This is a genomic window from Niveispirillum sp. CC-CTL257, from assembly GCF_059489915.1.
In genome coordinates this window covers 2,146,416-2,165,508 of record NZ_JCAJXE010000001.1, presented here as the reverse complement: position 1 = coordinate 2,165,508, position 19,093 = coordinate 2,146,416, and the positions used below count along the sequence as shown (strand labels likewise).

The following is a 19,093-nucleotide window of genomic DNA, read 5'->3' as shown; positions in this document are numbered from 1 at the left end:
GGCCTCTTCTGGACGGGCGTCCTGCGTGTCCGTTCAGGACCCATTCATCGCTGTCGGTGCCAGTTGGGCCGATGGTGTCAACCAGCCTTATGCAAGGGGGTTAACATGACCGCTTCCGTTCCCGCCATTCCGGTCGTCAGCTCGGAAAGTAGCCTCAGCCGCTATCTCCAGGAAATCCGCAAGTTCCCCATGTTGGAACCGGATGAGGAATACATGCTGGCCAAGAGCTGGCGTGAGCATGAGGATACCAAGGCCGCCCACCGTCTGGTGACCAGCCATCTGCGCCTCGTGGCGAAGATTGCCATGGGTTATCGCGGCTATGGCCTGCCCGTCTCGGAACTGATCTCTGAAGGCAATGTCGGCATGATGCAGGCCGTCAAGCGGTTTGAGCCTGACCGTGGCTTCCGCTTGGCCACCTATGCCATGTGGTGGATCCGTGCCGCCATCCAGGAATATATCCTGCACAGCTGGTCGCTGGTGAAGATGGGCACCACGGCGGCGCAGAAGAAGCTGTTCTTCAATCTGCGTAAGCTGAAGGGCCAGATGCAGGCCATCGATGACGGCGACCTGTCGCCGGAGGTGGTGACCAAGATTGCCACCACGCTGGATGTGCCTGAAGCTGACGTTGTCTCCATGAACCAGCGTCTGGCTGCCGGCGACCATTCCTTGAATGCGCCACTGCGCATTGATGGGGAAGGGGAGTGGCAGGACTGGCTGGTTGATGAGCGTGAGAGCCAGGAAATCCGCCTGGGCGATGAACAGGAACTGAACAAGCGCAAGGCCCTGCTGGCCGGTGCCATGAAGGGCCTGAACGAGCGCGAACGTCATATCCTGATCGAACGTCGCCTGCGCGAGGAGCCGACAACGCTGGAGGACCTGTCGCAGCAGTACGGCATCAGCCGGGAGCGTGTGCGCCAGATCGAGGTGCGGGCCTTTGAGAAGCTTCAGAAGGCCATCAAGACCGCCGCCATCCAGCAACAGCTGACCTGATCGATAGGCCTACCGCCAACATCCGTTGGCTGGGATCACCCCACCGCCCGTTCCAATTCCACCTCCTCCCGGGGGAGGTGGCGGGGCAGGGTCAGGGTGAAACAGGTCCCGCGTCCTTCGGCGGAATGGACGCTGATGGCACCCCGCAGGGACTGTGTCACCAGATTGAAGACGATATGCAGGCCCAGGCCTGATCCGCCGCGCGCGCGGTTGGTGGTGAAGAAGGGTTCGAACAGCCGGTCCATATGGGCCGCCGGCACGCCCTTGCCATTATCCTGGAACCGCAATTCTACCTGATCTTCCGGCAGTTCGCGGGCCGTGATGGTGATCGTGCCCTGCGTATCTGGCTCAAATGCATGGATCAGGGCATTGATGATCAGGTTGGTCAGCACCTGGAACAGGGCACCGGGATAGCTGTCCATATGAATGCCAGGCGGGCATTCAACCCGGATGCTATGCGGCTCTCCGCGCAGACGCGGTGCCAAGCTTTGCAGCACCTCATCAATATAGGCGCCCAGCAGGAAGTCGCGCTGCTCTTCGCTGGCCTGATCCACGGCCACGCGCTTGAAACTCTGCACCAGATCGGCCGCGCGACCGATATTGCTGTGAACCAGATGGGCGCTGTCGCGCAGCGTGCCCTGATGTTCCGTCAACTGGCTGCGGGTCAGCTTGCCCGCGGCCACGGACTTGTCCAGGGAGGTGACGACATCCTCCAGATGGGTGATGGCGGTCAGGGCAATGCCGATGGGCGTGTTCAGCTCATGCGCGACACCGGCGACCAGTCTGCCTAGGCTGGCCAATTTCTCGGCTTGCGTCAGGCTGTTGCGGGTTTCGCCCAGTTGCTGCTGCGCCTCTTCCAGTTCGGCGACCTTGTGGGCCAACTCGTCGCGTTGGCTGGCGATGATGGTCTCGCGGCGAAGCAGCTCGGCATTGGCTTCTTTCAGCCGGGCCTGTTCTGCCTGCAACGCGCGCAGCCGCTGAAACTCCATACGGCGCAGGGTGGATAGCTGATAGGCCGTGAAGGCACCGAAAATATTAGCCAGCGACTGCATCACGGTCGCCGTGCTCATCTGCGAGGCGGTGGCCCCGGACGCGGGCATGAACACGCCGATATAGATGGCACTGGCTGCCACGCCCCACGGGATCATGAAGATCACCCGCGTCGGCAGGAACAGATAGTTCATCAGCACGACGATCATCACGAAGAAGCTGACCGTCAGGCCGACCTGTCCCCCGCGATGGATCAGCAGGGCCCCTGCCGAGGTGAGGGCCCAGATATAAGTCATGGTCAGCAGGACCAGACCATATCGCAGACCGACATACTTGGTTTTCACCGGCACCAGCATGGTGGCGATGATCAAGACGTAGACGATGCCACGTAGCGGCATCATTACGGTCAGAACGGTCTCAAGGCTGAAATAGACAAAGTCCAGAGAGGCCGCCAGCAGGTAGAAGGCCGCCAGCGCCAGCAGATTGCGCCGCAGCCCCCTGGCTTCCGGTTCCAGCATATGCTGGCGGAAATCCTGCTCCATGGTCCGATCGGCGAATTCCGCGAATCTCAACATCTAAACGGCGCGTCCTTCCCCTCTGGCGGCACCACGGCGCGCCCAAACGCGGGAAACATTCTAGGCAAGAAGGTCGAGCGCGGCAACAGAAGTGCAACCATAGGCGGGCGGCAGGCGAAGTGCCTCCACCGCCCACCGGTTACCTGTTCAATAGGCATATTCCTTATATATGGGGTCAACGTTGCCCCCCCACGAGCCCTGGTACTTTTCCAGCATCTCCGTGGACAGCGAACGCCCCGACTCCGCGATGGCGACCAGCGGTTCGATGAAGTGGGTTTCATCATCGCCCATGCCAGCGGTGCGGGCGCGGTTACGCAGACCTTCGCGGGCAATATCCACCACGCGGCGGGCCACATCCTGCACTGTGCCCCCCTGGAACGGGGTGGCAAGGCCCAGGCGCGGCACGTCGCGGCGCAAGCTGGCGCGGTCTTCCTGGGTCCAGCCCTTGACGATGTCCCAGGCGGCATCCAGGGCGGTAGTGTCATAAAGCAGCCCGACCCACAGCGCCGGCAAGGCGCAAAGCCGGCCCCAGGGACCGGCATCGGCCCCGCGCATTTCCAGATATTTCTTCAGGCGTACTTCCGGGAACATGGTCGTCATATGATCCGACCAGTCGGTCATCAGCGGCAACTCGCCCGGCAGGATCGACAGGTTCCCGTTCAGATAGTCACGAAAAGAAAGGCCCGATGCGTCCAGATATTGCCCATCGCGATAGACGAAATACATGGGCACATCGAGCGCGTAATCCACATAGCGTTCGAACCCGAACCCATCCTCGAACACGAAGGGCAGATCGCCGGTGCGGTCCTTGTCCGTGTCGGTCCAGATATGGGAACGATAGCTCTGGAACCCGTTGGGCTTGCCTTCCGTGAAGGGGCTGGCCGCGAACAGGGCCGTGGCAATGGGTTGTAGGGCCAGCGACACCCGGAACTTCTTCACCATGTCGGCTTCCGACGCGAAGTCCAGATTCACCTGCACGGTGCAGGTTCGGGTCATCATATCCAGGCCCAGCGTGCCCACCTTGGGCATGTAGGAGCCCATGATCTTGTAGCGGCCCTTGGGCATCCAGGGGATGTCGGACCGCTTCCATTTCGGGTTGAAGCCCATGCCCAGCATGCCGAAGCCCAGATCCTGGCCGATGGCCCGCACCTCTGCCAGATGCTGCCCCACCTCACCGCAGGTCTGGTGGATGCTGACCAGCGGCGCGCCGGACAGTTCGAACTGCCCGCCCGGTTCCAGGCTGATATTGGCCATGCCCTTGGTCAGGGCGATGATGTTGTCGCCCTCCCGCACGGGTTCCCAGCCGAATCGGCGCTGGAATTCGCCCAGGATTTCCCCGATCCCGCCAGGGCCGGCATAGGGGACCGGAGCATGGTCGGGGCCACGAAAAACGAATTTCTCATGCTCGGTGCCGATGCGCCAATCGCTGGCGGGCTTCGATCCCTTTTCCAGATACTCGACCAGTTGCCGGCGGTCGGTGATCGGTTCGCCGCGCGACGTCGGAGGTGCGGACATTGGTTCAGTTCCTTAACGCGAAGGACGTTGCAGAGACGGCGGGCGGGATTACGTTCAGGTGCGATTGGGCGGCCTTGCGTCGCCATTGGCTGATTGCCAGTCACCCGCCGCCGCCTGCCAGACGGCAAGGGCGGAAAAGGCAGCCGTATCAGCGCGTAGCACGCGGGGCCCCAGGCCCACGCTTACCACAAAAGGCAGGCGGCGCAGGGCATCAAGTTCCTGTTGGTCGAATCCCCCCTCCGGACCCACAAGGAATGCGACGGGCTTTCCCGCCGCCGCAGTGACGGCGGTCACCAGGGGCTGTGCCACCCCGCTTTCCGCCGCAACAAACAGGGTGCGGGCCGGGTCCCAACCGGACAGCAGCCGGCCTAGCTCGACCCCGTCCGCAACGTCGGGCGCGTCCAGCCGCTCGCACTGTTCGGCGGCCTCCAGCGCGTTGGCGCGCAGCCGGTCGATATTCACGCGGTTGACGTCGCCGCGCCGGGTGAAGACGGGCACCAGCCGGCCGACACCCAGCTCCACCGCCTTTTCAACCACATATTCAGTGCGCCCGCCCTTCAGCGGTGCGAATAGCAGCCAGGGGGCAGGGGGCGCGTCGCCGTCAGGGCGGCGTGTCTGCCGATCCAGGCGCAGGGTGCCGGCGGATTTGGACAGGGTCTCGATATGGGCCAGAAACTCCCCATCCCGGCCATTAAAGGCCAGAACCCCGTCTCCCGGCCCCTGACGCAGCACCGCCCGCAGATAATGCGCCCGATCCCCATCCAACGCCGCCACCCCACCAGGGCTCAAGGGCTGGTCGATGAACAGGCGGGTACGGGGCAGGGCGTCGGCAGCCATGGGTCATCCGGGAAGCTGATCTCCACAACAGGGATAGGCTTTCGCGCGGAAAAGTCCAGTGTTGTGGGGCAGAACGGGGGCCGTTGCCGGCCCCTGTCTGTTTATCACGCCTCGCTGGCGCGCTTCTCACCCTCAATGGCGGCCTGTGCGGCGGCCAGGCGGGCGATGGGCACGCGGTAGGGGGAGCAGGAGACGTAATCCAGCCCCACCTTTTCACAGAAATAGACCGACGATGGATCACCGCCATGTTCGCCGCAGATGCCCAGCTTGATGTCGGGGCGGGTCTTGCGGCCACGCTCGGCGGCGATCTGCACCAGTTCGCCCACGCCTTCGGTATCCAGCGTCACGAACGGGTCGTGTTCCAGGATGCCTGCCCGCTGATAATCGGGCAGGAAGGCGCCGGCATCGTCGCGGCTGATGCCAAAGGTGGTCTGGGTCAGGTCGTTGGTGCCGAAGCTGAAGAAGCCGGCGGTCTCCGCGATCTTGGCGGCCTGCAGCGCGGCGCGCGGCAGTTCGATCATGGTGCCGACCAGATAATCGACCTTGTGGCCGCTTGCGGCGATCACTTCCGCCCCGACGCGGTCGATCACCGCCTTCAGGATGTCCAGCTCCTTCTTGGTGCCGACCAGGGGGATCATGATCTCCGGGATCACGGTCTCACCGGTTTCCTTGAACACCTCCACCGCCGCCTCGAAAATGGCGCGGGCCTGCATCTCATAGATTTCGGGGTAGGAGATGCCCAGGCGGCAACCGCGATGGCCCAGCATCGGGTTGGCTTCATGCAACTGCAAGGATCGGTGCTGCACCTTCTGCAGGTCGGTGCCGGCGGCCTTGGCCACCTCCACCATCTCCGCCTCATTGTTGGGCAGGAATTCGTGCAGCGGCGGGTCCAGCAGGCGGATCGTGACGGGCAGGCCCTTCATGATCTTGAACAGCTCAACAAAGTCCTTGCGCTGCATGGGCGCGATCTTGGCCAGCGCGTGGCGGCGGCCCGCCTCGCTTTCGGCCAGGATCATCTCGCGCACGGCGATGATGCGGTCGGCGTCGAAGAACATATGTTCGGTGCGGCACAGGCCGATGCCTTCCGCCCCGAACTTGCGCGCGGTACGGGCGTCCAGCGGGGTTTCGGCGTTGGTGCGCACCTTCATGCGGCGATGGGCATCGGCCCAGCCCATCAGCTCGGCAAAGTCGCCCGACAGTTCCGGCTGAATGGTCGGCACCTCGCCCAGCATCACCTCACCGGTCGAGCCATCGATGGTGATGATGTCGCCGGCCCGCACCTCGACATTGCGGACGGTAATGATGCCGCGCTTGTAATCGATGCGCAGTTCACCGGCACCGGCCACGCAGGACCGGCCCATGCCACGGGCCACCACCGCCGCGTGGCTGGTCATGCCGCCACGGGTGGTCAGGATGCCCTTGGCGGCGTGCATGCCGTGAATGTCTTCGGGGCTGGTTTCCACGCGGCAGAGGATGACATTGTCGCCCAGGGCCGCCTGCTTCTCCGCCTCTTCGGCGGTGAAGACGACCTTGCCGGATGCGGCACCGGGGCTGGCCGGCAGGCCCTTGGCGATGATCTGCTTCTTGGCCTTGGGGTCCAGCGTCGGGTGCAGCAGCTGATCCAGCGATTTCGGCTCGATCCGCAGGATGCCTTCCTTCTGGCTGATCAGGCCCTCACGCACCATGTCCACCGCGATCTTCAGGGCCGCCGGGGCCGTGCGCTTGCCCGACCGGGTTTGCAGCATATAGAGCTTGGATTGCTGCACCGTAAATTCAATGTCCTGCATGTCGCGGTAATGCCGCTCCAGCTTCAGGCGCACCGCGTTCAGCTGCGCGAACACTTCCGGCATGCTTTCTTCCATGGCCGGCAGGTCGGAACCGTTGGCGATCTTGCCGGCGATGGTCAGGTGCTGCGGCGTGCGGATGCCGGCTACCACATCCTCACCCTGGGCATTGATCAGATATTCGCCATAGAAGGCGTTTTCGCCCGTGGACGGGTTGCGGGTGAAGGCCACGCCGGTGGCGCAGTCGCCACCCATATTGCCGAACACCATGGCCTGGATATTGACCGCCGTGCCCCATTCGGCCGGAATGTCATGCAGCTTGCGATAGGTGATGGCGCGCGCATTCATCCAGGAGCCGAACACGGCCCCGATGGCACCCCACAGCTGTTCCTGCGGGTCCTGCGGGAAGGGGCGGCCCAGCTCTTCCTGCACCACCTCCTTATAGCCCTTGATCACCGCCTGCCAGTCTTCGGCGGTCAGCTCGGTATCCAGGTTCAGGTCATGGTCGCGCTTGTGATCTTCCAGCACTTCTTCGAAATGATGGTGATCCACATCCAGCACGACATTGCCGAACATCTGGATGAAGCGGCGATAGCTGTCATAGGCGAAGCGGGCATCACCAGACCGGCGGGCCAGCCCCGCCACCGTCACATCGTTCAGGCCCAGATTCAGGACGGTGTCCATCATGCCCGGCATCGACGCGCGGGCACCGGAGCGGACCGAGACCAGCAGCGGGTTTTCCGCATCGCCGAACTTCATGCCCACGATCCGCTCAATCTCCGCCAGTGCGGCACCGACCTCGGCGCGCAAACTGTCGGGATACTGGCGGCCATTGGCATAAAAGTAGGTGCAGACCTCCGTCGTGACCGTAAAGCCAGGGGGCACCGGCAGGCCGAGATTGCTCATCTCCGCCAGGTTGGCGCCCTTGCCGCCCAGGAGGTTCTTCATCTCCGCGCGACCTTCGGCCTTGCCTTCACCGAAGCTGTAGACCCACTTCGTCATGATCTTGGTCCCGTTTGATTATGGGGTTGGACTGGTGGTGACGTGGTGAAACACCGTGCAACACTCTTGACGGTGTTGTTGCACGGGGATACGGGCCGGGGCCCGGATGGGGGATTGGCGTGAAGCCGCAGCTCTCCCGTCATCCCGGCGAAAGCCGGGACCCAGGGGGTGCGGGAAACAGGGTGCCGCCGCGATGATCGACAGGGGCGGAAAGGTCGGGCGTTTGGCCCCTGGGTCCCGGCTTTCGCCGGGATGACGACAGGGGGCGTGGCCGCGTCGCGGGTGGAGTGCGCGGACATTGTCGTTCCCCGCCACTACCAAACTACCGCACTGCAACAAGGATAGCGTAATTCCACTACCTTCACCGCCGCACCGCGCCCGCCGTAGCGGGCGGGGGGTGCGAGGGTGATGGATCATGGGGTCAGCCTTCGATCTTCGAGAAGTCGGCGATCAGGTTCAGCGTCGCGCGGATCTGGCTCAACAGGCGCAGGCGGTTGGCGCGAACCGGCGCTTCGGGCGCGTTCACCGTGACCTTTTCGAAGAAGGCATCGACGGGTGCACGGAGCGCCGCGAAGGCGGCCATGGCGCCGGTGAAGTCTTCCGCCTCGATCAGCGGGGCCGCCTGTTTGTGGGCCGCGACCAGGGCGTCGGCCAGGGCCTTTTCCTCATCCTGGCTCAGCAGGCCGGCATCAACGGCACCATCATGCGGGCCGTCCTTCTTTTCCTCGATACGCAGGATATTGCTGGCGCGCTTGGAGGCCGCCAGCAGGTTCTTGCCGTCATCGGTGGCGAGGAAGTTCGACAGCGCATCGACGCGGGCCAGCAGGCGGACGAAGTCGTCCTCGCCACCCAGGGCCAGAACGGCGTCGATCAGGTCGTGCCGGACGCCCTTTTCCTTCAGGGAGACCTTCAGGCGGTCGTAGAAGAACGGAAGCACCTCAGAAGCGCCGCGTAGGCACTTGTTGAAGACATCAACCAAAATGGTTTGCTTTGCGGCATCTGAAACATAGGACTTCAAGTGCGCGTGCAGGTCTTCTGCTGCCACTGTATTGTCGTTACCGACAATTCCAAATACCAACTCTTCGAGGTCTTTGCCAACATCGTGGCCGATGGAGGCACCTGCAGATCGCGCTACCAGCGGCAAGTGACGCTTGATCACCTCACCCAGCTTCACCCGCAGACCATTCTCCACGATCAGCCGGATCACACCCAGCGCCGCACGGCGCAGGGCGAACGGGTCGCGCGAACCGGTCGGCTTTTCATCGATGCCGAAGAAGGCGACCAGCGTGTCGATCTTTTCGGCGAGCGCCACCGCCACCGACACCTTGTCGGTCGGCACGCGGTCGCTGGGGCCCAGCGGCTTGTAATGGTCGGCAATCGCCTCTGCCACGGGGGCGGGCAGCCCTTCGTGATAGGCGACGTAGCGGCCCATGATGCCCTGGACCTCGGGGAATTCACCCACCACGCCCGTGGTCAGGTCGGACTTGGACAGGCGGGCGGCCAGGGCGGCCTGTTCAATCGTTGCCTCGTCCCAATTCAGGGCCTTGGCGATGGAAACCGACAGGGCCTTGATCCGCTCCACCCGCTGCGCCAGGGTGCCCAGCTTGGCATGGAAGGTGATGTCCTTCAGGCCGGGCACCCGGTCTTCCAGCTTCACCTTCAGATCCTGGTCCCAGAAGAACTTGGCGTCCGACAGGCGGGCGCGCAGGACGCGTTCATTGCCGGCGATGACCGCCTTGCCGCCATCGATGGTGGTGCGGTTGGCGACCACGACGAAGCGCGGGGCCAGCTTGCCGTCAGCAGTTTCCAGGGCGAAATAACGCTGATGCGTGCGCATGGAGGTGGTCAGCACCTCCGCCGGCACGTCCATGAACTGATTGTCGATGGCACCGGTCAGGACCACGGGCCATTCCACCAGACCCGCCACTTCCTCCGTCAGGCCCGGATCATCCTTCAGGACAAAGCCTTCCGCCGCCGCTGCCTTTTGCGCACCGGCCAGGATCAGGCGCTTGCGCTCCTCCCGGTCCAGAACGACATGGGCCGCCGCCAGCTTGGAAGCATAGTCGGCGAAGCTGCTGACGGTGAGGGGACCTGGCGACAGGAAGCGGTGGCCTTCCGTCTGGTTGCCATAGGCAATGCTCTTGGCCCCCAAATCCAGGGCACCGGGGATAACCGCGCCATCGAACAGGGCGATGATGGAATGCAGCGGGCGGACCCACATGAATTCATTGGCGCCCCAGCGCATGGACTTGGGCCAGGGCAGTTCGCGGATGGCGGCATCAATGATGCCGGGCAGGGCGTCGATGGTGGCACCGCCCTTCTTTTCGATCACCGCGAAATAGAACACGCCCTTGCCGGTGTCGCGCTGTTCGGCCTGATCGATGCTGGACAGGCCGGCGGATTTCAGGAAACCCGCCAGCGCCTGTTCGGGCGACCCGACGCGCGGACCCTTCTTTTCGTCGCGCACATCGGCCTGGGCCGTGGGCAGGCCATCGACCACAAGGGCCAGACGACGGGGGGTGGAATGAACCTCGGCCTTGGTGAAGCCAATACCCGCCGCCGACAGCTTGTCCGTCACCAGACGCTTGAAATCCTCAGCAGCACGCACCTGCATGCGGGCCGGGATTTCTTCCATGAACAGTTCGATCAGCAGTTCGGCCATTTTGGTCACAAGCGTCCGGTGTTTATTGTTCTGGTGTCGTAATGATCAGGTTCAGGCGGCTTTACCTTGGCGGTAGCCATCGGCCAGCCACGCCTCGCAACAGGCCTTGGCCAGCGTGCGCACCCGCAGGATATAGCTCTGTCGTTCCACCACCGAAATGACCCCGCGCGCATCCAGCAGATTGAACAGATGGCTGGCCTTGATGCACTGATCATAGGCCGGCAGGGCCAGACCATGGGACAGCAGGGCAGCGCACTCCTTCTCCGCATTCTGGAAATGCTGCAACAACATCTCTGTGTTCGCATATTCAAAATTATGCGCGGAGTATTCCTGTTCGGCGCGGTGGAACACCTCGCCATACTTCACCGCCGGGCGGTCACCCACAGGATCGTTGAAGCGCAGGTCGTAAACGTTCTCCACGCCCTGGATATACATGGCAAGCCGTTCCAGACCATAGGTCAGCTCTGCCGCCACCTTCTCCACGCCGATGCCGCCCACCTGCTGGAAATAGGTGAACTGCGACACTTCCATGCCGTCGCACCAGACCTCCCAGCCCAGGCCCCAGGCGCCCAAGGTCGGGCTTTCCCAGTCATCCTCGACAAAGCGGATATCGTGCAGGGCCGGATCAACGCCCAGGGCCACCAGGGACTGTAGATACAGGTCCTGGATGTTGGCCGGCGACGGCTTCATGATTACCTGGAACTGGTAATAATGCTGCAGCCGGTTGGGGTTTTCGCCATAGCGGCCATCCTTGGGACGGCGGGACGGCTGAACATAAGCGGCATTCCAGTTGTCGGGACCCAGCGCCCGCAAGGTGGTGGCCGGGTGGAACGTGCCCGCACCCACTTCCATGTCGTAAGGCTGCAAAACCAGACAGCCCTGGGCCGCCCAGAAATTCTGCAGGGTCAGGATAACGCCCTGGAAGGAGAGGGGTTCTTTCGCCGCCATGGTCCCGTTACTTCACACGCTTGTTACACTGCATCGCACCTTAGAGGGCGCCAAGGGCCAAATCAAGGCAACGACCTGACTACGTTCTGTGCGGGGAACGCAGGGCTGACGGTTGGTTTGTTGCGCGGGGGGCGGTATCAGCCCACCGACAGATACCGCGCCGAATGCAGGTCCAGCGGGTTATCGACCCAGCCTTTCAGCTTCGGACTGACCAGACGGCGGCTGGCCTGACGCATGACGGGGATCATGGGCATGTCGGCCATGGCGATCCTTTCCGCCGCCGCCAGTTTGGCGCGGAAATCATCCAGGGTCAGGGCCTGATCCACCTCTTCCATGGCGCGGTCCATGGCGGGATTGATATAGCCGGGGCCGACCGTGTTGGCGCGCGAGCGCAGCAGGTTCAGATACTCAGTGACCAGCCCCACGGCCCAGGTGATGCGGACGATATCCGGGTAGGTATGTTCCTTCATCCGGCTGACCACGACCTTGAATTCCTGGTTCGACAAGGTGGTCTTCACGCCCAAGGTCTGCTGCCACATGGCGGCGACGGCCACGGCCACCTGCCGGTTCAGCTCATTGGTGTTGTACAGCAGTTCCAGCGACAGCGGCTTGTCCGGTCCGTATCCGGCCTTGGCGAACAGAGCCTTGGCGCGGGCGATGCGTTCGGCGGTGGGCAGGTCAGCCCAATCCGGCCTGGGCGGGGTATAGCCGACCAGCCCCTCCGGCGTCATGGCATAGGCCGGCAGCTCGCCGCCCTTGGTGATCTTCTCCACAATCACCTTGCGGTCGATGGCCATGGACAGGGCCACGCACAGGTCGGGATTATCCTTCCACGGGGCCTTGGTCAGGTTGGGGATCAGGAAGAAGGTGCTGGCGCGATAGGCCAGACGCAGACTGTCGGCCAGATTGGCCCGCGCCCAGTCCAGCTGGGTTGGCGGCACCTCCTTGGTGGCCAGCAGTTCGCCGGCCCGGAACCGTTTCAGTTCCGTCTGCAGATCCTCCGTGACATGGTACTTGGCACCGGCCACAGCGATGGATGTCGCCCTGTGGTAATGCGGGTTGACGGTCAGGGCATAATGGCTCTGCGGTACGGCCCCGGTCAGCATGAAGGGGCCATTGCCGATCAGCTTGCCCGGCTGCGCGAAGCCATCGCCATGTCTGGTGACCGACGCGCGGTGCAGGGGCGACAATATCCAATAGGCGGTATAGACGGTCAGGTCGGGCTTGGGATGTTCCAGCGTCACCTTCAAGGTGCGGTCATTGACCGCCTCCACGCCCAGGCTGGCCGGGTCCTTGCCATTTTGCAGGATGGGCAGGGCGTTCTTGATGGGCGCGATCCATTCCGGCAGGCCCAGAAGCGTGGTGGGCGTCACGGCGCGCCGCCAGGCGAAGACGAAATCGGCTGCCGTCACGGCGCTGCCGTCCGACCATCTGGCATCGGCGCGCAGGAAGAAGGTCCAGGTCAGGCCATCGGCGCTGGTTTCCCACCGTTCCGCCACGCCGGGGATGATGGTCCCGTCAGCGGCAAAGGTGGTCAGCCCCTCCCACAGCTCAATAAACAGCTGTCCGGCCACGATGGTGGTGGATTTATGCGGGTCCAGCGTGTCCACATCCGGCCCCAGGCCGATATCAACCACCGGCTTGCCCTGCGCCAGGGCGGCGGAGGAGGGGGAGAGAAGGGGCAGGGCCGCACAGGCCGCCAGCACGCCACGCCGTGTAATCCCACGCATGATCAAGCACTTGATCCTTTCGTTCCAGGCTTGTGGAGACTGGACCGTTGCGGCACCCCTGTCGAGGGCCTATAGCACCGGTCCACCCTTTTCCTGCCCCGGTGGTGCCTTTGGCCCGCCATAAAGCAGGATAAGGATGATCATCAGGCCGGGATCGTCCGGCCCTTTGTGGGAGCGGCGGCCCGACAGGAAAGGCCGCCGGTTTGGGGATGAAGCGCTGGGTGGCCGCACTGGCCGGGTTGATGGTGATGAGTCAGGCGGGTGCCGCCCTGGCTGGTTCGGTGACCTTGTTCTCCGAACCCTATTTCCGGGGCGAACGGATCACCATCCATGACAATATCGACTCGCTGGCCAAGCTTCCGCCCTGGAACGACCGCACCCGCTCCCTGATCGTGCATTCCGGCACCTGGGAAGTGTGCAAGGACAAAAAGTACGACCATTGCCGTACCCTGGTGGATGGTGCCCGTGTTGCCGATGTGGCGGAGGTGAAGAATTTGCGCGGTGGCGTCAGCTCCCTGCGCGAGGTCGGGCGCCGTCGGGATTGGGATGGAGGTCACTATGATGACTGGGGCCGCCCGCCGCCCCCGCCCCTGCCGCCCCCGCCGCCGCGCCGGCATGATGATGACATCATCTGGAATGGTGGTGGCGGTGGATACGGCGGTGGCTATGTCACCAAGAAGCCGCAGAATGCCTGCCAGAGCGAGGTGGAGCGCGCCTTTATCCAGCGCTATGGCTACCGTGGTCGCAGCGAGTTCTCGGGCAACAAGGTGGAAGGCACCATCTGGTGGGAAGGCGAGCCCTGGCAATATCGCTGTGCCGGCGGGCAGACGAATATCTGGCGGTAATGCAAAAGGGGCGGCCCACGGGCCGCCCCTTTCGTTTCAACTTTCCTCAACCATCAGGGCTTATACAGCGTCCCATCCGGTGTGATGCCTGTCGGCTGTCCCACCAGGATGGTGGTCAGCTTGGCCGGGTCCAGCAGCCGGGCGGCGACCCGCTTGATGTCGGCAAGCGTGACGGCGTTCAGCAGGTCATTGCGCTTGTTCAGATAATCGATGCCCAGATTGTCCCGCTGCACCTGCAACAACAGGCCGGCAATGGCCCCGTTATTGGTGAATTGCAGGGGGAAGGAGCCGGTCAGATAGGTCTGGGCATCGCGCAGTTCGGCCTCGGTAATGCCGTTCTTCGCGACATCGCCCCAGATCTGCTTGGTGACGCTGATCGCCTCTGCCGCCTTGTCATTGACGGTGGAGCCGCTGACCGTGACCAGATTGGCATGGTCAAAGCTTTGCAGGTTGGAGCCGATGCCATAGGTCAGGCCGCGCTTTTCCCGCACCTCGTCCATCAGCCGGGAGGAGAAGCCGCCGCCGCCCAGCGAATAGTTCAGAATGGTGGCCGCGTACCAGTCCGGGTCCGACCGATCCATGCCGGCATGGGCCAGGATCATCACCGTCTGCGGGATGGGGCGGGGGACCAGAATGGTCTTGCCCGGTGCCGCCGCGGTGATATCGGCCACCGGCGTCAGGTCGGCCTTGGCGGGCAGGGCGCCGAACAGGCTGTCCAGCAGCGGGGCCAGTTCTTCACCCGTAATATCGCCCGAAACGGCCACCTTCAGCCCTTCACGGGCCAGACGCGTGCGAGCGAAATTCACCAGATCGTCGCGGGTGATGGCGGCCAGGGTCTGGGCCGTGCCACGCTGCGGCCGTCCATAGGCATGGCCGGGGAACAGCGTCTCCCCGAACGCCATCTGGGCCCAGTAATTGGGATCGGCCTGCGACCGGCGCAGGCTGGTTTGCAACTGGCCCCGGATACGCTCTACCGCTTCGGTATCAAAGCGCGGCTTGGTCAGCGCCAGACGCATCAGGTCGAAGGCGGTGTCCTTGGTTTCGCGCAGGGTGGTCAACTGCCCCACGAAACCATCGCGCCCGGCGCTGAAGGACAACTGGATGGAGTTTTCATCCAGCTTGCCCTGAAACGCCTGACTGTCCAGATCGCCAGCCCCTTCATCCATGGTGCTGGCCGTCATGATGGCAAGGCCCAGCTTGCCATCGGGGTCGCGCTCTGTCCCACCCGCAAAGGCGAATTGCATGGCGATGATGGGGTTCTTGGTGTCCCGCACCAGCCAGGCCTCAATCCCGCCGGGGCTGACCACCTTTTCGATATCGACGGCGGCGGCGGGCAGGCTGGTAAAGGCGAGCGCGAAGGCCGCAAGCAGCAGCAGGCCCGTGCGACGGATCATCTTCATCACATCCATTACTTTGCCCCCCCCTTGGCCGGGGCGGCCGCCTGTGCCGGGGCCGGTGCGGCGGCGGGCAAAAGGATGCCCGTGACATGGTTATCCTGACCCAGCACCAGCTTTGCCGCCTGTTCCACCTGTTCACGGGTGACGGCGGCGATGCGGTCGGGCCAGGCCTCCACATCCTCAACCGTTTGCCCCGTGGTCAGGGCCACGCCGAACGCGTAAGCCGGTCCCTGCAGACTGTCGCGTGCGAAGACCGCGTCGCGGCGCAGGCGCACCTTGGCCGACGCGACCTCCGCGTCCGTGACGCCGCCCGACAGCAGCTTCGCCAGTTCCGCATCCAGCGCCTTTTCCACGGCGGCCACATCCTGGCCAGGTGCCGGCGTGGCGGAGACGGACAGGGTGCCAAGGTCCAGCGCGTTGGGATTGTAGGACAGGTTCACACCCGCCGCGATCTTCTGTTCCACCACCAGCGACTTGTAGAGGCGTGAGGTGGCACCGTCGGCCAGGATGCTTTCCAGCACCTCCAGCGCGGAGGCGTATTGTTTCTCCCCGGCGCTGTAGCTGGGGGCCTTCCAGATACGCATCCAGTTGGGCTGCCGCACCTGATCATCGGTCAGGGTGATGCGCCGCGCCCCCTCCGTCGGCGGCTCCGTCACGCGCACGCGGGCGGGGATGTCCTTGGACGGCTTGATCTTGCCATAGGTCTTTTCGGCCAGCGGCTTCAGTTCCGCCGCGGTAATGTCTCCGGCCACCACCAGGATGGCATTGTTGGGCGCGTAGTGGCGCTTGTAGAAATCCAGCGCGTCCTGGGTGGTCAGCTTCTCGATCTCATGCATCCAGCCGATGATGGGCGTGCCATAGGGGTGATGCACGAACAGCAGGCTGTAGAGCTGTTCATAAAGCCGCGAAGCCGGCTCATTCTCCGTCCGCTGCCGGCGTTCCTCCTGGATCACCTTGCGCTCCGGCAGGACAATATCGTCCGTCAGGCGCAGGTTGACCATGCGGTCGGCCTCCATCCCCATGACCAGTTCCAGCCGGTCGCGGGCGATATTCTCGAAATAGGCCGTGTAATCATAGGCGGTGAAGGCATTGTCGCGCCCGCCATTGCGGGCCACGGTGCGGGAAAATTCCGACGGCTTCATCTTGGCCGTGCCCTTGAACATCAGATGTTCAAGGTAATGGGCCAGGCCGGATTTGCCCGGCTCCTCATCCGCGGAACCGACCTTGTACCAGACCATGTGGCTGACGACGGGCGCGCGGGGGTTGTTCACCACCACCACCTGCATGCCGTTCTTCAACGTGAAGGTCTCGGGATCGAAAACGCGGGCCGCGGCGGGGAATACCGCCAGCGCCGACAGGGCCACGCCAGCCACCAGGGCGCGCCAGCGGCGTCGTTGCGTTACGGGACGTGCATCATGGGTCACGGGTAAAAATTCCTCCCGGCACAACAGGGCTGTTGGCCCGTACTGTGGCGCGGAGGATTCGGAAAGCCAATGGATTTAACGTGAACGAATTGTAATGTGAAAACGCAACGGGCCGGCGCAAAGGCCGGCCCGCAACCAAAGATATCTGGACGAACCTTACGCCCGCTTGGCCCCGATATAGGCCACATCGCTGCGCGTGGCTTCAAAATCGGTCAGCTCGATCGGGTATTCGCCGGTGAAGCAGGCGTCGCAATATTGCGGCATGTCGCCATCGCGCTTGGCATGGTTCAACGACTTGTAGAGACCGTCCAGGCTGATGAAGGCCAGGCTGTCGGCATTGATATATTGACGCATTTCTTCCACCGACATGCGGTGGGCCAGCAGCTTCTCCTTCTCCGGCGTGTCGATGCCGTAGAAGCAGGGGTTGCTGGTCGGCGGGCTGGAAATGCGCATATGCACTTCCTTGGCACCGGCATCGCGCATCATCTCCACGATCTTCACCGAGGTGGTGCCGCGCACGATGCTGTCATCGACCAGGATGATGCGCTTGCCCTCAATGAAGTGCCGGTTGGCATTGTGCTTCAGCTTCACGCCCAGGCGGCGGATCTTGTCCGTCGGCTGAATGAAGGTGCGACCCACATAATGGTTGCGGATGATGCCCAGGTCGAAGGGAATCCCGCTCTTTTCCGCATAACCCAGCGCTGCCGGCACGCCCGAATCCGGCACGGGGATCACCAGATCGGCATCGATATGGCTTTCCACGGCCAGCTGCGCGCCAATCTTCTTGCGCACGCCATAGACCGAATGGCCTTCCATGAAGCTGTCGGGGCGGGCGAAGTAGATATATTCGAAAATGCAGAACTTGGACGCGGTCTGCTGGAACGGACGCAGGCTCTGCACCCCGCTCTTGTCCAGCACCACCATTTCGCCGGGGTCGATATCGCGCACGTAATCGGCACCGATAATGTCCAGCGCCACCGTTTCCGAGGCCAGAACATGGGTATCGCCCAGACGGCCCAGCACCAGCGGGCGCACGCCATGCGGGTCGCGCACGCCGATCACCTGATCCTTGGCCATGCAGACCAGGGAATAAGCGCCTTCCACCTGACGCAGCGCATCGACCAGACGGTCAATGACGGAGCCGTTACGGCTGGTCGCCATCAGATGGATGATGGTTTCGGTGTCGGACGTCGATTGGAACAGGCAACCCCGGCGCACCAGCTGCCGGCGCAGCTGCATGGCGTTGGTCAGGTTGCCATTATGGGCCAGCGCGAAGCCGCCAAACTCAAACTCCGCGAATAAAGGCTGCACATTGCGCAGCGAGCGTTCGCCCGTGGTGGCATAGCGGACATGGCCGATGGCGATGTCACCGGTCAGGTTGCGCATGACCGTTTCGCTGCCGAAAATGTCACCGACCTGACCCAGCGCGCGATGCTGCGGGAAGTCCTGGCCGTCGAAGCTGACGATGCCGGCGGCTTCCTGTCCGCGATGCTGAAGCGCGTGCAGGCCCAGCGCCACCAGTGCTGCCGCATCCTGGGGACCGTACACACCGAAGACGCCGCACTCCTCGCGCAGCTTGTCGTCGTCGAAGGGATGGGTCGTAAGCATGGGCTTCGCACCTTTCGCGGGGGAGATGGTGTCCGGTAGGGTCATGTTCAAAGGCCGGGTCAGCGTTGGTCCCCTTCGGGACGTCGATCCGGTTGGTTGGCTTGCGGCTGGTCGGTGCTTTTGATTACCTGGTCAAGACGGCCAAGGTCATCAGCATTATAGCCGCGATCCTTTTCCGGCACAGCCGCATTCCCCGCAGATGTGGGGCGCGGATTGGCAAGCCGTTCCAGGGTACGTTTGGCATTCTCTGCCTCTTCCAACCGGTTCTGCGCGCGCTGGGCCTCGCGCTGCGCCGGGGACAGGTCGGCATTGGGCAGGAAGCCGCGCAGAATATCGGCACCCGTCTCCAGGAAGGGCTTGGCCTTCGCCTCGCGCAGCCAGACCGGCTGTTCCGGCCACAGCCAGGCCGCGAACAGGTAGGCCAGCGACACCAGGACTGCGCCGCGTACCACGCCAAAGGCGAAGCCCAGTGAGCGGTCGATGGCGGACAGGCTGCTTTCCTGCACCTTGCCGGAAATGGTGCTGGTCACCACCGACAGGGCGATCAGGGACAGGGTGAACACGCCCAGGATGGTGACGCCATCGGCCACATACTGGGTGCTGATATAGACACGGGTGTAAGGGGCGGCCAGCGGGAACAGCCACAAGGTGGCAAGGGCGGCGCCGATCCAGGCGGCAACCGACAGCACCTCGCGCACGAAACCGCGCGCAAACGCCATCAGGGCGGAGATCAGAAGGACCGTGACGACGGCAACGTCAACGGGGTTCAGGCTGCTGCCTTCCATG

Annotated in this window: 13 protein-coding genes; 2 read left to right on the top strand and 11 right to left on the bottom strand. The window is 63.5% G+C overall.

Features of this window, described 5'->3' with window-relative positions; translation table 11 throughout:
* Nucleotides 1–105 precede the first annotated feature (105 nt).
* Complete coding sequence (gene rpoH, locus ABC729_RS10050) at nt 106–990, top strand: RNA polymerase sigma factor RpoH (RefSeq protein WP_495607467.1); 885 nt, start codon at nt 106–108, stop codon at nt 988–990.
* A gap of 35 nt (nt 991–1,025) precedes the next feature.
* On the opposite strand, the gene ABC729_RS10045 is transcribed toward rpoH, so the two are convergent.
* From ABC729_RS10045 to ABC729_RS10015, 7 genes are all read right to left on the bottom strand, one after another.
* Nucleotides 1,026–2,555 carry a sensor histidine kinase gene (locus tag ABC729_RS10045; RefSeq protein WP_495607466.1) on the bottom strand — a complete coding sequence of 510 codons (1,530 nt, stop codon included), beginning with the start codon at nt 2,553–2,555 and terminating at the stop codon, nt 1,026–1,028.
* A 147-nt stretch (nt 2,556–2,702) separates the two neighbouring features.
* The gene (locus ABC729_RS10040) at nt 2,703–4,070 is read right to left on the bottom strand and encodes a glutamate--cysteine ligase (protein ID WP_495607465.1); all 1,368 of its coding nucleotides are present in this window, start codon (nt 4,068–4,070) and stop codon (nt 2,703–2,705) included.
* Between the two features lie 54 nt (nt 4,071–4,124).
* The gene (locus tag ABC729_RS10035; RefSeq protein WP_495607464.1) at nt 4,125–4,907 is read right to left on the bottom strand and encodes a 16S rRNA (uracil(1498)-N(3))-methyltransferase; all 783 of its coding nucleotides are present in this window, start codon (nt 4,905–4,907) and stop codon (nt 4,125–4,127) included.
* Between the two features lie 104 nt (nt 4,908–5,011).
* On the bottom strand, nt 5,012–7,693 hold the full coding sequence (gene ppdK, locus ABC729_RS10030; RefSeq protein WP_495607463.1) for a pyruvate, phosphate dikinase: 2,682 nt from the start codon (nt 7,691–7,693) through the stop codon (nt 5,012–5,014).
* 421 nt (nt 7,694–8,114) lie between these two features.
* Entirely contained in the window at nt 8,115–10,355 is a 2,241-nt protein-coding gene (gene glyS, locus ABC729_RS10025) for a glycine--tRNA ligase subunit beta (protein ID WP_495607462.1), read from the bottom strand.
* Between the two features lie 51 nt (nt 10,356–10,406).
* The gene (locus ABC729_RS10020) at nt 10,407–11,303 is read right to left on the bottom strand and encodes a glycine--tRNA ligase subunit alpha (protein ID WP_495607461.1); all 897 of its coding nucleotides are present in this window, start codon (nt 11,301–11,303) and stop codon (nt 10,407–10,409) included.
* Between the two features lie 137 nt (nt 11,304–11,440).
* On the bottom strand, nt 11,441–13,033 hold the full coding sequence (locus ABC729_RS10015; protein WP_495607460.1) for a peptide ABC transporter substrate-binding protein: 1,593 nt from the start codon (nt 13,031–13,033) through the stop codon (nt 11,441–11,443).
* Nucleotides 13,034–13,242: 209 nt separating this feature from the next.
* Here ABC729_RS10015 and ABC729_RS10010 point away from each other — a divergent pair, with 209 nt between their 5' ends.
* Nucleotides 13,243–13,878, top strand: a complete 636-nt coding sequence (locus ABC729_RS10010) for a beta/gamma crystallin-related protein (RefSeq protein WP_495607459.1) — start codon at nt 13,243–13,245, stop codon at nt 13,876–13,878.
* Between the two features lie 53 nt (nt 13,879–13,931).
* Here the strand turns inward: ABC729_RS10010 and ABC729_RS10005 are convergent, their stop codons facing one another.
* From ABC729_RS10005 to ABC729_RS09990, 4 genes are all read right to left on the bottom strand, one after another.
* The gene (locus ABC729_RS10005) at nt 13,932–15,278 is read right to left on the bottom strand and encodes a M16 family metallopeptidase (RefSeq protein WP_495607458.1); all 1,347 of its coding nucleotides are present in this window, start codon (nt 15,276–15,278) and stop codon (nt 13,932–13,934) included.
* An 8-nt stretch (nt 15,279–15,286) separates the two neighbouring features.
* Nucleotides 15,287–16,699 carry a M16 family metallopeptidase gene (locus ABC729_RS10000; RefSeq protein WP_495607457.1) on the bottom strand — a complete coding sequence of 471 codons (1,413 nt, stop codon included), beginning with the start codon at nt 16,697–16,699 and terminating at the stop codon, nt 15,287–15,289.
* Nucleotides 16,700–16,855: 156 nt separating this feature from the next.
* Nucleotides 16,856–18,307, bottom strand: coding sequence for an amidophosphoribosyltransferase (gene purF, locus ABC729_RS09995; RefSeq protein WP_495607456.1), 1,452 nt, complete (start codon nt 18,305–18,307; stop codon nt 16,856–16,858).
* Between the two features lie 59 nt (nt 18,308–18,366).
* Nucleotides 18,367–19,092, bottom strand: coding sequence for a CvpA family protein (locus ABC729_RS09990; protein ID WP_495607455.1), 726 nt, complete (start codon nt 19,090–19,092; stop codon nt 18,367–18,369).
* Between the last annotated feature and the right edge of the window lies 1 nt (nt 19,093).